The organism is Verrucosispora sp. FIM060022 (assembly GCF_003977705.1).
Classification (GTDB): domain Bacteria; phylum Actinomycetota; class Actinomycetes; order Mycobacteriales; family Micromonosporaceae; genus Micromonospora; species Micromonospora gifhornensis.
Map to the genome: position 1 here is coordinate 152,673 of NZ_RQIV01000004.1, position 12,610 is coordinate 165,282.

At 70.3% G+C, this 12,610-nt stretch carries 9 protein-coding genes; 4 read left to right on the top strand and 5 right to left on the bottom strand.

Translation table 11 applies throughout. The features are described 5' to 3' along the window. Nucleotides 1-21 precede the first annotated feature (21 nt). Nucleotides 22-1,986 (top strand): sensor histidine kinase, encoded by a 1,965-nt coding sequence (locus tag EG812_RS14005; protein WP_126711796.1) that lies wholly within the window; start codon nt 22-24, stop codon nt 1,984-1,986. A gap of 27 nt (nt 1,987-2,013) precedes the next feature. Then, a complete protein-coding gene (locus EG812_RS14010; RefSeq protein ID WP_013731392.1) occupies nt 2,014-2,664 on the top strand; it encodes a response regulator in 651 nt (216 codons plus the stop codon). Nucleotides 2,665-2,726: 62 nt separating this feature from the next. Here the strand turns inward: EG812_RS14010 and EG812_RS14015 are convergent, their stop codons facing one another. Continuing rightward, on the bottom strand, nt 2,727-5,393 hold the full coding sequence (locus EG812_RS14015) for an HAD-IC family P-type ATPase (protein WP_126711916.1): 2,667 nt from the start codon (nt 5,391-5,393) through the stop codon (nt 2,727-2,729). Nucleotides 5,394-5,710: 317 nt separating this feature from the next. Between EG812_RS14015 and EG812_RS29595 the strand changes: the two genes are divergently transcribed. Continuing rightward, the gene (locus EG812_RS29595) at nt 5,711-6,541 is read left to right on the top strand and encodes a class I SAM-dependent methyltransferase (protein ID WP_233579483.1); all 831 of its coding nucleotides are present in this window, start codon (nt 5,711-5,713) and stop codon (nt 6,539-6,541) included. Between the two features lie 156 nt (nt 6,542-6,697). Here EG812_RS29595 and EG812_RS14030 read toward each other — a convergent pair whose 3' ends face one another. Both EG812_RS14030 and EG812_RS30255 read right to left on the bottom strand, forming a co-directional pair. After that, complete coding sequence (locus EG812_RS14030; RefSeq protein ID WP_013731395.1) at nt 6,698-7,285, bottom strand: ClpP family protease; 588 nt, start codon at nt 7,283-7,285, stop codon at nt 6,698-6,700. Between the two features lie 158 nt (nt 7,286-7,443). Then, nucleotides 7,444-8,280, bottom strand: coding sequence for a helix-turn-helix domain-containing protein (locus EG812_RS30255; RefSeq protein ID WP_502697189.1), 837 nt, complete (start codon nt 8,278-8,280; stop codon nt 7,444-7,446). A gap of 206 nt (nt 8,281-8,486) precedes the next feature. Here EG812_RS30255 and EG812_RS14040 point away from each other — a divergent pair, with 206 nt between their 5' ends. Continuing rightward, entirely contained in the window at nt 8,487-9,500 is a 1,014-nt protein-coding gene (locus EG812_RS14040; RefSeq protein ID WP_013731397.1) for a potassium channel family protein, read from the top strand. A 69-nt stretch (nt 9,501-9,569) separates the two neighbouring features. Here the strand turns inward: EG812_RS14040 and EG812_RS14045 are convergent, their stop codons facing one another. Both EG812_RS14045 and EG812_RS14050 read right to left on the bottom strand, forming a co-directional pair. Continuing rightward, nucleotides 9,570-10,607 carry a 2-oxoacid:ferredoxin oxidoreductase subunit beta gene (locus EG812_RS14045; RefSeq protein WP_013731398.1) on the bottom strand — a complete coding sequence of 346 codons (1,038 nt, stop codon included), beginning with the start codon at nt 10,605-10,607 and terminating at the stop codon, nt 9,570-9,572. Further along, nucleotides 10,600-12,447: a 2-oxoacid:acceptor oxidoreductase subunit alpha gene (locus EG812_RS14050; RefSeq protein WP_013731399.1), complete on the bottom strand. Its 1,848-nt coding sequence runs from the start codon at nt 12,445-12,447 to the stop codon at nt 10,600-10,602. Before EG812_RS14050 ends, EG812_RS14045 begins: the two co-directional genes overlap by 8 nt. Nucleotides 12,448-12,610 lie beyond the last annotated feature (163 nt).

Below are 12,610 nucleotides of genomic sequence, written 5' to 3' on the forward strand. Positions count from 1 at the left end.
TCGTCGACCAGGAGGCCGACCGTGACGCCCGCTGAGGGATCCACAACGACTCGACGCGGCCTGCTGGCCGGTGCGGCGGTGGCGGTGGCGCTACTCGTCCTGGTCGGCCAACTTCTTCAGCGGGACCCGCTGCTGTTCGGCCCCAGCACGCTGACCGCGGTCTTCGCCGCCGCGTTCACCGCACTCGGTGCCCTGGTGCTGGCCGGGGTGCCGGGTCACCCGGTGGGCCGGCTGATGCTCGCCGCCGGCCTGGTCGCCACGGTCGCGGTGCTGGCGCTGAGCTGGTCGTCGTGGCTGCCGTTGGCCTGGCTGGGCCAGTGGCTCTGGTGGCCGCCGTACACCCTGGTCATCCTGGCCCTGCTGGTCTTCCCCGACGGCAAGCTTCCCGGCCCGCGCTGGCGCGTGGTGGCGGCCGGCCTCATCGGAGCCGGTGGCCTGACCACCGGCGCATTCGCCGTCGCCGCTCTCGACGATCCGCGCGGCCTGCTGCTCACCGGTGAGCTGGCGGCGACCGGGCGGGCGCAACTGTGGGTACGCGTCGCCCTGCTGGCGATCGTCGTACAGGTGCTGCTGGTGGTGGCGGTCCTGGTGTCGCTGGCCGGACGCTGGCACCGCGCGACGGGCCAGACCCGTCAGCAGCTGGCCTGCCTGCTGGTGGCGGGTGCCCTGTTCCTGCTGGGCGGCGTGCTCGACGCGCTCAACCTGGCCGGGGCCTGGGCGCTGATGGTGGTCGCGATTCCGGGCGCGATGACCCTCGCCGTGCTGCGTTACCGGCTCTACCAGCTGGAACGCGTGATCAACCGGACGTTGGTCTGGCTGGTGATGAGCCTGCTGGTGATCGCCGGCTTCGTGGCCATCGTCGCGCTGCTGCGGGACCTGGTCGTCGGCCCGGACACCTCGAACGCCTCCCTGGTCGCCACCGGCCTGATCGCGATCACCTTCGAGCCGCTGCGCGGTCGGGTGCAGCGAGGCGTCAACCGGCTGCTCTACGGCGACCGCGACGATCCGTACGCGATGCTGACCCGGCTCGGCAGCCTGCTGGAACGGACCGGACAGCCGCACGCGGTGCCGGCGCTGCTTGCCGACACCATCGCCAGGTCACTGCGGGTGCCGTACGTGTCGGTCGAGGTGGACGACGCCGACGGAGGTGACCTGCCGGACGGCGGCGCGGCGCACGGCACGCCGACCACCTCGGTGGAGCGTTTCGACATGCTCATCCACGGCGACCGGGTCGGTCAGCTGGTGGTGGCCCACCGCCGTACCGGTGACCGGTTCACCCCGATGGAGCGTCGGATCCTCACCGACGTGGCCCGGCAGGCCACCGCGGCGGTGGCGACCGCCCGGCTGATCCGTCAGCTCCGCCAGGCGCGGGAGGGACTGGTGCTGGCGCGGGAGGAGGAACGCCGCCGGCTACGTCGGGACCTGCACGACGGGCTCGGTCCCACCTTCGCCGGCATGTCGATGCAGGTACGCGCGGCGAGCAAGCTCGCCACCGGGACGCCGCGGCTGGAGCTGATCCTCGACCGGCTCGCCGACGACCTGCGTACCTGCACCGCCGAGGTACGTCGGCTGGTGGACCAGTTGCGGCCGGCCGCGCTGGACCAGGGTCTGGAGTCGGCGCTGCGGGCGGAGTGCCGGCGCTTCGACGGCCCGCAGCTCGGGATAGACCTCACGGTCGACGGTGACCTGCGGACCCTGCCCGCGGCGGTGGAGGTGGCGGCGTACCGGATAGTGGCCGAGGCGCTGTCCAACGTGGTACGCCATGCCCACGCCAGCCGATGCGAGGTCCGGGTCAGTCGCGGCGACGCCCTGCTGGTGGAGGTGGCCGACGACGGGGTCGGACTGGCCGGTCCGCGGCCCGGCGGGGTGGGTCTGGACTCGTTCCACCACCGGGCGGCGGAACTCGGCGGCAGCTGCGAGATCACCGCCGGGGCGCAGGGTGGGACCCTGGTGCGGGTCCGGCTGCCCTGGGTCGAGGACGAATAGCCGCCGAAGCGCGGGAGAGGGGTAGGCATGTCGGAACAGGCCCGCGTGCTCATCGTCGACGACCATCCGGTGGTACGCCGTGGCTTGCGCACGATGCTGGAGGGCGAGTCCTGGGTGGCGGAGGTGCTGGAAGCGGCCTCCTGCGCCGAGGCGATCGCCGCGGTCGCGCACGAACAGGTCACCGTCGTGGCGATGGACATCGCCCTGCCGGACGGCGACGGCGTGCAGGCGGTCGGTCAGATCCTGCGGCACCGCCCGGAGACCGCAGTCGTGATGCTGACCATGGCCGACGAGGACGAACTGGTCGCCCGTGCCCTGCGGGTCGGTGCCCGGGGCTACCTGCTCAAGGACACCGACCCCGATCTGGTGGTCGATGCGCTGCGGACCGTGGCCGGTGGGGGCGTGGTGCTGGGGCCGGGGATCACCGCCGCCGCGTTGGGTCGGGCACAGCCGGCAACGGTCAGCCTGCCGCCGCCGTTCGACCGGCTCACCCCGCGCGAACGGGACATCCTGGCGCACCTGGCCGCTGGTGAGGACAATGCCCAGATCGCCCGCCGGTTCGGGCTGAGCACGAAGACCATCCGGAACCAGGTCTCGGCGATCCTCGGAAAGCTCGGTGTCGCCGACCGCGTGCAGGCGGCGTTGCTCGCCCGGGACGTCGGCATCGGGCCATCGTGACCGCCCGTAAGGGCTGGAAGCGCGCCGACATCGAACAGCGACCGGAACTGCCATCCCACGGCTCAGACGAGGTGCCTTCGGAGTCGCTTGTCGAGCGCGGCCACGGCTGCGGCGGCGGCCCCGACCGCGAAGATGCGCAGCCAGACGTCACCGCCGATCGGCGCGGTGTCGAAGATGCTGTTCATCGCCGGCAGGTAGGTGATGGCGAGCTGGGCCAGGGCCTGCAGCAGTACGCCGCCGAGGACCCAGCGGTTGGTGAAGAAGCCGATGCGCCAGGCGGAACGCACGAGCGAACGGCAGCTGAACAGGTAGAGCATCTCCACCACGACGAAGAGGTTGAGCGCTGCCGTCCGTGCTTCGGCCACACCGGCGCCCCGACGCTGCTCCCACTCGAACAGCAGCCAGGCGCCGGCCACGAGCAGCGCGGCCACCAGGGCGATCCGGGCCACGAGAGCGCCGGTCAACAGTGGTCGTCGGGGGTCGCGGGGCGGCCGTCGCATGATGCCGCTCTCCTTCGGCTCGAAGGCGAGCATCAGGCCGAGCAGAACGGCGGTGGTCATGTTGATCCACAGGATCTGGGTCGGTAGCAGCGGAAGGGTCGCGCCCAGAATGATGGCCACGAAGATGACCAACCCTTCACCGAGGTTCGTCGGCAGCGTCCAGACGATGAACTTGATGAGGTTGTCGAAGACCCCGCGGCCCTCCTCGACCGCGGCCTCGATGGTGGCGAAGTCGTCGTCGGTCAGCACCATGTCGGCGGCATCCTTGGCCACCTCGGTTCCGGTACGCGCCATGGCGATGCCGATGTTGGCCTGACGCAACGCCGGGGCGTCGTTCACCCCGTCGCCGGTCACCGCGACCACGTGCCCGCGCCGCTGGAGCGTCTCGACCAGCCGCAGCTTCTGCTCCGGGGACACGCGCGCGAACACCGTGGCGCGGTCCACCGTCTCCGCGAACCGCTCGGCCGGCAGTGTCTGCAGGTCTCTGCCGGTGAGCACCCTTCCCTGCTGGTCGTCACCGAGAATGGCGAGGTTCGTGGCGATGGCAGTGGCCGTCGCCGCATGATCCCCGGTAATCATCTTCACGCCGATCCCGGCGTCGTGACAGGCGCGCACCGCGGGCACGGCGGCACTCCTGGGCGGATCCAGCATCGCCTGCAGGCCCGTCAGGGTCAGCGTGCCGGGCAGGTGATCTTCGTTGAAGTCGCCGGACCGCCCGTCCCGACGTACGGCTGTCGCGAGCACCCGGAGCCCCTGGCTGGACAGCCCTTCTGCGCAGCGCAGGGCCGCCTCGGTGTCGAGCGGGCGGGTCGTCCCGTCGCCGCTCATCTCCGTACGGCACATCGACACGATCTGCTCCACGCTGCCTTTGGCCAGCACGACCTCGCGCCCGGAGTCGGGTTCGCGGTGCAGGGTGGCCATGTACTGCCGCTCAGAGTTGAACGGGATCGTGGCGGTACGCGGCAAGGCGTTGTCGAGCCGGTCGCGGTCGATCCCGCCCTTCCCGGCGACCACAAGCATCGCCCCCTCGGTCGGATCGCCGGTGATGACCCACTCGCCGTTCTCCTCGCGTACCCGGGCGTCGTTGCAGCCAGCGCCCGCCAGCAGAGTCCAGCGCAGGGACTCGCTCGTCGCCTCGTCGGCCACCGCACCGGAGGGGCCACAGATCTCTCCCTCGGGGCGGTAGCCCGAGCCGATCACGGTGAACTCGCCGTCCGGCGTCCAGAGCACCCGTACCGTCATCTGGTTCTCGGTCAGGGTGCCCGTCTTGTCGGAACAGATGACCGTGGTGCTTCCCAGCGTCTCGATCGCCGGCAGGCGGCGAATCACCGCCCGCCGCCGCGCCATCCGCGTCACGCCGATGGCCAACGTGACGGTGACGGCCGCCGGCAGTCCTTCCGGAATCGCCCCCACCGCCAGCGCGATGGCCGCGGTGAAGGTTTCGGTCGCGTCCTGGCCGCGCAGCACACCGACACCGAAGGTCATCGCCGCCAGGACGAGGATGGCCACCGTCAGCACCTTGCTGAACCAGGCAAGCTTGCTGGTCAGCGGGGTCGCCAGGTTGTCGGCCGCGCCGACCAGCCGGTGGATCTGCCCCAACTCGGTCTCGGTGCCGGTGGCCACCGCGATGCCGGCACCACCGCCCGCCGTGACCAGCGTGCCCGAGTAGACCATGTTGCGCCGGTCCGACACGGCGGTCACCTCGGGCAGTTCCGCCTCGTCCTTGGTGACCGGAACCGACTCGCCGGTCAGCGCCGACTCGTCCACCCGAAGTTCGGCCAGGCGGACCAGGCGCAGATCCGCCGGCACCTTGTCGCCCGCCTCCAGGACGATCAGATCCCCGGGAACCAGTTCCTCTGAGGCGATCATCCGCTCCTGCCCCGCCCGCACCACCCGCGCCTCGGTGCGCACCATCGAGCGCAAGCTGTCCAGCGCCGCCTCCGCCTTGGATTCCTGCACATACCCGACGACAGCGTTGACCAGCACGACGCCGAAGATGACGCTGGCGTCCACGTACTCGTGGAGGAACGCGGTGATCACCGCAGCCGCCATCAACACGTAGATGAGCGGATTGTGGAACTGCCGCAGCGCCCGGCGCAGGAAGCCGCCGCCCCCGGCGGCAGGCAGCAGGTTGCGCCCGTACCGTTCCAGGCGTCGCGCGGCCTCGTCCGTGCTCAACCCACGGCGCGGGTCCGTTTCGAGCAGGAGCACCACCTCGTGGGCGGACATGGCGTGGTGCCCGTTCTGGCGCGGTGACTCGGCCGGCTCTTCAGAACCCACCGCCACCTCGCAATCCGACGTCGGCTCAGGCGCACCCGGGCCGGGTCATCGTGGCCGGGAGCACCGCACTTCAGCCTGAGCAGTTGAGAAAATCCTCTGCCAATGCACCGTCAGGCGACCGACAAACAGCACAAAAAGGTTAGGCAGTCGGTGTCCCGTGAGCAGCGCGACTCGGACAGCCTTTGCTGGACTGGCAAGAAAATTTGGCGATCTGCCCTGCGGCTGTCACCATCGTCGGACCTGACGACAGGAGCGGGGGACTGGCTGTGGCGCACGACTTCGACAAGGCGTACTGGGAGCAGCACTGGCGGCAGGGTGATGGTGGCCGTCCCGGCTCCATGAGCAGCAAGCCGCCGAACCCCTATCTGATGCGTGAGATCGGCGCCCTGGCACCGGGTACGGCGTTGGACGCCGGATGCGGGGCCGGTGCCGAGGCGATCTGGCTCGCCTCGCAGGGCTGGCAGGTGACCGCCGCTGACATCTCCTCCGAGGCACTCACCCGCGCCGCCGAACGCGCAGCGGCGAGTGGGGTTTCCGAACGCCTGACGTGGATCGAGGCGGACCTGAGTCGCTGGGTGCCGCAGACACGCTTCGATTTGGTCACCACCCACTACGCCCATCCGGCGATGCCGCAACTGGAGTTCTACGACCGACTCGCGGAATGGGTGGCGCCAGCCGGCACCCTGCTGATCGTCGGCCACCTGCACCCCTCCGCCGACCCCGACCCTGGCCCTGGCCCTGGCCCCGACCCTGGCCCTGGCCCCGACCAGGGCCGGGGCCACGGAGACCCTGGCCATGAGCGGGGTGACGGCCATGAGCAAGGTCATGGCCATGACCGGGGGCACGGGCATGGCCACCAGGTCGGAGAGCGTCCGCCCGCCGAGGCGTCGGCGACCGCCGCAGCCATCACGGCGCGTCTGGACGAGACGGAATGGGAGATCCTCACCGCAGAGGAGAGTCAGCGCACCCTCACCGGCCCGCGCGGGGAGATCACCCTGAACGACGTCGTGGTACGCGCCATCCGGCGCCCCCAGCCGCCCTCCCCGCCCCGCCCCGCCCGCCCTCGCCCACCCCACCCCACCCCACCCCAACGCTGACCGACCTCGTCGATCTTGCACTTACTGTCGCGGCAAGTGGTGTCAACTCGGGCATTTCGACGACCAGAAGTGCAAGATCGACGAAGCGAAGCGGCGGTCGGGCGGGCGGCCGCGGCGCGGCGCGGCGAGGGCGGGTGGGGAGGGGTGGGAGGGGGGTTAGGGGGTGGGGATTTGGGTGGTGGTGGTGAGGACGTGGTCGATCAGGCCGTAGGTGCGGGCCTGTTCGGCGGTGAACCAGCGGTCGCGGTCCCAGTCTTGCTGGATCTCGGTCAGGTCGCGCCCGCTGTGGCGGGCGATCAGTTCCTGCATGGTCCGCTTCACGTGCAGCATGTTCTCCGCCTGGATGGTGATGTCGGAGGCGGTGCCACCCATGCCGCCCGAGGGCTGGTGCATCAGGATCCGGGTGTGTGGCAGGGCGTACCGCTTGCCGGCGGTACCGGCGCAGAGCAGGAACTGGCCCATCGAGCCGGCCAGCCCGAGCGCCAGGGTCGACACGTCGTTGGGCACGAAGCGCATGGTGTCGTAGACAGCCATGCCGGCGCTGACCGAGCCGCCGGGGGAGTTGATGTAGAGGCGGATGTCGCGGGTCGAGTCCTCGGCCGCGAGCAGCAGGATCTGCGCGGTGATCCGGTTGGCGGCCTCGTCGGTCACCTCGCTGCCGAGGAAGACGATCCGCTCCCGCAACAGCCGCTCGAACACCTGGTCGCCGAAGGTCCGCTGCCCGTCGTCCAGCATGGTGATCATCTCGTCCACCTCTCCCGTCGCCGGTGGGCGAGACGACCGCCCGGGAACCGGCACCTTCACAAGGCTGGACCGGACCAGGACCCGGCTCCCAGTGGTTCTGCCCGGGGCAGATTCGCCCTCGGCAGAACGGCCCTGGGGCGCCGCCTTCGGCAGAACGTCTAGTGGTGGGCGAGGTCGCGCGACGAGCGGAGCAGTGGGGTGAGTACGCCGGGAACGAGGTGACCTGCGGGTCGTCCCCCACGCCGGGAGGTGTTCCGGGGGCGGCTGTCGGAGCGGAAGGGCGTACGCAGCAACCGGACCGTCAGCGCGGCGGACCGCATCCGTCGGGCTCGGCGCAGCGCGCTGCCGCTGGGCCTGGTGACCGTTGCCGGGCGACGCAGCGCACCACGGGCGACCACTCGACCATGCTGGTCCGCCTCGGTGTCGAGTCGGTCGGTGAACACCGTGATCCGCAGGCCTCCACTGACGCCGCCCACGGGTGCGAACCCGCCGAACGGCAACCCGGCGAGTTCGTTCCCGACGGTGCCGGCAAGCCCACCGCTGGTGCCGGCAAGCCCACTGCTGGAGCCCGCCAGCCCACCGGTGGCGTTGAGCCAACCCGAGGATGCATGGGATCCGACCGCGCCGAGTCGGGCGACCGGGCTCGGGGTGCCGCCGGAGGCGGACCGGGTGGACGAGATCACCGAGCCGCCGGCGTGCCGGCCGGGAGGCGGTTGGCTGCCGAGCGGTGCCGTACCCAGCGGGGTGGAGGGCATCCGGCGTTCGACCCGGCGCAGGTCGTCGCGTACCGCTTCGAGAAGGTCGGAGAGGTAGAGGCCGAGCGCGCGGCAGACGGCCGCGAGCACCTCGGACGACGCCTCCTTGCGCCCCCGTTCCACCTCGGACAGGTAGGGCACGGAGACTCCGGCGGCCCGGGCGACCTCACGTAGCGTCAGGCCTTGGCGTTGGCGTTCCCGGCGCAGCACTACGCCGATCACCCGTCGCAGTAACGACATGCGGGCCTCACTCTCGCCGGTCCTGCGCTGACCCACCCATCATGCCCGGCCGGCGTCGCCGACGCCGTCCCGCTCGCCCGCCTGCACCGCCCACCCAACTGCACTGCGTACCCGCAGAGCAGGTGCTTGGGCACCTCGGCGTGCGGATTGCCGACCAAGGGCTATGTTGTGCTCGTGCAGGCGACGGAGGCGGGGCAGGTCCCGCGGTGATCCATTTTCCCGCGCAGCGGCGTGGCCCGCTGAGCGCGTTGAGCCTACGGTTGGCCGCCGCCGTCGGGCTGGTGTTGATCGTGGTCGCGGCGGTCTATCTCGAACGGGACCAGTACCGCGACATCAACGACGACGGCTTGACCCTGCTGGACTGCTTCTACTACGCGGTGGTCTCGTTGTCGACCACCGGCTACGGCGACATCGTGCCGGCCTCCCAGAGCGCTCGGCTGGTGAACGTCCTGCTGATCACCCCGGCCCGGGTGCTGTTCCTGATCATCCTGGTCGGCACCACCCTGGAGGTGCTGACCGAGCAGTACCGGACCGGACGTCGCCTGCACCGGTGGGAGAGGAAATTGAAGGACCACGTCATCATCTGCGGCTACGGCACCAAGGGTCGCAGCGCCATCTCGGCGCTCCAGGAGAACGGGCTCGACAAGTCCAGGATCGTCGTGGTGGAGCGCAGCGGGGCGGCGTTGCGGCAGGCCACCTCGAACGGGTTGGTGGCGATCGAAGGCTCGGCGACCCGGTCCTCGGTGCTCAACCAGGCCCATGTGCGGACCGCCAAAGCGGTGATCATCGCGACCGACAGTGATGACGCCTCCGTGCTGGTCGCGTTGACCGTGCGTCAGCTCACCGCCGGTCAGGTGCGGATCATCGCCGCCGCCCGGGAGGCGGAGAACGCTCCGCTGCTCAAGCAGAGCGGTGCGCACCACGTGATCGTCTCTTCGGCCACCGCCGGTCGGCTGCTCGGGCTGTCCACCTCCGCGCCACCGCTGATCGACGTGGTGGAGGATCTGCTGACCCCCGGTCAGGGTATGGCGTTGGCCATGCGGTCGGCCGAGCGGCACGAGGTCGGCCGGAATCCCCGCGAGCTGGAATCGTTGGTGATCGCACTGGTCCGGCGTGGCAAGGTGGTCACCCTGGCGGACCAGGCGGGCGCGGTCGTCGAGACCGGCGACATGCTGGTCCACGTACGCGACGACCGGCCCACCGCCAACACCCTGCCCTGACCCCGGCAGGGCGGCCGAACGCAGGGACGGGGCGTTCCGAGAGGAACGCCCCGCCCTTCGCTGCGGTCGTCAGCCGACGATGGTCCAGGTGTCGCCGCTGCCCAACAGGCCGGCGAGCTGCTGCTCGGGGGTCTCGGTGACGCTCGCCTTCGCCTCGGCGACCTGCGCCTGCACCACACTGTCGTAGGACGGCCGGGCCACCGAGCGGAACACCCCGATCGGGGTGTTGCGCAGGTCGAAGCCGGGCAGCCGGGACAGCGCGAACGCGTACGCCGGGTCGGCGACGCCCGCGTCGTGCACGACGATCTCCTCGGCCGGGGTGCTCGCGGTCTCGCGGACCTCCAGACCGAACCCACCAGGCGGGTGTACGACGCAGAACTGCCCGTCCTTGCCGAAGGTGATCGGCTGGCCGTGCTCCAGGCGGATCAGGTGATCGTCCCGGATGCCCGGGTCCTTGAGCTGGTCGAACGCCCCGTCGTTGAAGATGTTGCAGTTCTGGTAGATCTCCACGAACGCCGAGCCCTCGTGCTCGGCGGCGGCGCGCAGCACCGACTGGAGGTGCTTGCGGTCGGAGTCGATGGTCCGGCCAACGAAGGTGGCCTCCGCACCCAGCGCCAGCGAGATCGGGTTGAACGGCGCGTCCGCCGAGCCGACCGGGGTCGACTTGGTGATCTTGCCGACCTCGGAGGTCGGGCTGTACTGCCCCTTGGTCAGGCCGTAGATCCGGTTGTTGAACAGCAGGATCTTGAGGTTGACGTTGCGGCGCAGCGCGTGGATCAGGTGGTTGCCGCCGATGGAGAGCGCGTCACCGTCACCGGTCACCACCCAGACCGACAGGTCCGGACGGGAGACCGACAGGCCGGTGGCGATCGCCGGGGCCCGGCCGTGGATCGAGTGCATGCCGTACGTGTTCATGTAGTACGGGAACCGCGACGAGCAGCCGATGCCCGAGACGAAGACGATGTTCTCCCGGGGGATGTTCAGCTCCGGCATGAACTGCTGGACGGCCGCGAGGATCGCGTAGTCACCGCAGCCGGGGCACCAGCGCACCTCCTGGTCGGACTTGAAGTCCTTGGCGGTGAGCTTGAGGGCGACGGGCTCAGACATTCTTCAGGACCTCTTCCAGCATCGTCTCCAGCTCGGCGGCGGTGAACGGCAGGCCGCGGACCTGGTTGTAGCCGATCGCGTCGACCAGGTAGCGCGCCCGGATCACGTGGGCGAGCTGGCCGAGGTTCATCTCGGGGATGACCACCCGGTCGTAGGAGCGCAGCACCGCGCCCAGGTTCGCCGGCATCGGCGCGAGGTGTCGCAGGTGCGCCTGCGCGACCGGCAGTCCGCGCTGGCGCAGGCCCCGGCAGGCCGCGCCGATCGGGCCGTACGTCGAGCCCCAGCCGAGCACCAGCACCCGGGCGTCGCCGTCGGGATCCTCCACCTCGACGTCCGGCACCGGGATGGTCTCGATCCGGGCGGCCCGGGTACGCACCATGAAGTCGTGGTTGGCCGGGTCGTACGAGATGTCGCCGGTCTTGTCGGCCTTCTCCAGACCGCCGATGCGGTGCTCAAGGCCGGGCGTGCCCGGGATGGCCCACGGCCGGGCCAGGGTCTGCGGGTCACGCAGGTACGGCAGGAAGGTGGTGCCGTCCTCGCCGTTGGGCGCGGTGGCGAACTCGACCCGCAGGTCGGGCAGCGACTCCACGTCCGGCAGCAGCCACGGCTCGGAGCCGTTGGCGACGTAGTTGTCCGACAGCAGGATCACCGGAGTGCGGTACGTCAGCGCGATCCGGGCCGCCTCCAGCGCGGCGTAGAAGCAGTCGGAGGGCGACTTCGGGGCGATCACCGCCACCGGGGCCTCGCCGTGCCGACCGAACAGCGCGATGTTCAGGTCGGCCTGCTCGGTCTTGGTCGGCATGCCGGTGGACGGTCCGGCCCGCTGCACGTCGACGATGAGCAGCGGCAACTCCAGGGCCACCGCCAGCGAGATCGTCTCGCTCTTGAGAGCCACCCCCGGACCGCTGGTCGTGGTCACACCGAGCGCACCACCGTACGACGCTCCCAGCGCGGCACCGATCGCGGCGATCTCGTCCTCGGCCTGCATGGTGGTCACGCCGAGGCGCTTGTGCTTGCTCAACTCGTGCAGGATGTCCGAGGCCGGAGTGATCGGGTACGCCCCGAGGAAGACCGGCAGACCGGAACGGACCCCGGCGGCGACGATGCCCAGCGACAGCGCCGCGTTGCCGGTGATGTTGCGGTAGGTGCCCGCCGGCATCTTCGCGGGCTTGACCTCGTAGCGGACGGCGAAGTCCTCGGTGGTCTCGCCGAAGTTCCAGCCGGCCTTGAAGGCTGCCACGTTCGCCGCGACCAGTTCCGGGCGCTTGGCGAACTTGCGCTCCAGGAAACGCAGGGTCGATTCGTACGGCCGGGAGTACATCCAGCTGAGCAAACCGAGGGCGAACATGTTCTTGGCCCGTTCGGCGTCCTTCTTGGACACGTCGAGCTCGGCCAGCGCGCCGATGGTCATCGAGGTCAGCGCCACCGGGTGCACGGCGTATCCGTCGAGCGTGTCGTCGTCCAGCGGGCTGCTCGCGTACCCGACCTTGGCCAGGTTGCGCTTGGTGAACTCGTCGGTGTTGACGATGATGTCCGCGCCGCGGGGCAGGTCGGTGAGGTTCGCCTTGAGCGCCGCCGGGTTCATCGCCACCAGCACGTTCGGTGCGTCGCCCGGCGTCAGGATGTCGTAGTCGGCGAAGTGCACCTGGAAGCTCGACACGCCCGGCAGGGTGCCGGCGGGCGCCCGGATCTCGGCGGGGAAGTTGGGCAGCGTGGAGATGTCGTTGCCCAACTGGGCTGTCTCCGAGGTGAACCGGTCACCGGTGAGCTGCATGCCGTCGCCGGAGTCACCGGCGAATCGGATGACCACTCGGTCCAGTTGGCGGATCTGCTTGGTCACGCCCGCACCTCGCTTCGCTGCGCGCCGCGGTGCGGCGCGTCGTCCTCACCCGAGAGCCTACGTCGAATCGACCTCGCACCTTTGCCGGAGGTCCGTTCCCTGGGACCGAAATGTGGAGGTTTATGTGGCGTCTTGCGCTGTTTCGTGCCGTCCGGGTAATCCA

Bases quoted from the DNA above. Each gene is read 5' to 3' on its own strand.
- EG812_RS14015 (WP_126711916.1), bottom strand. From the start codon at position 5,393: ATGTCCGCCCACGAGGTGGTGCTCCTGCTCGAAACGGACCCGCGCCGT.
- EG812_RS30255 (WP_502697189.1), bottom strand. From the start codon at position 8,280: ATGTCGTTACTGCGACGGGTGATCGGCGTAGTGCTGCGCCGGGAACGC.
- EG812_RS14045 (WP_013731398.1), bottom strand. From the start codon at position 10,607: ATGTCTGAGCCCGTCGCCCTCAAGCTCACCGCCAAGGACTTCAAGTCC.
- EG812_RS14030 (WP_013731395.1), bottom strand. From the start codon at position 7,285: ATGATCACCATGCTGGACGACGGGCAGCGGACCTTCGGCGACCAGGTG.
- EG812_RS14010 (WP_013731392.1), top strand. From the start codon at position 2,014: ATGTCGGAACAGGCCCGCGTGCTCATCGTCGACGACCATCCGGTGGTA.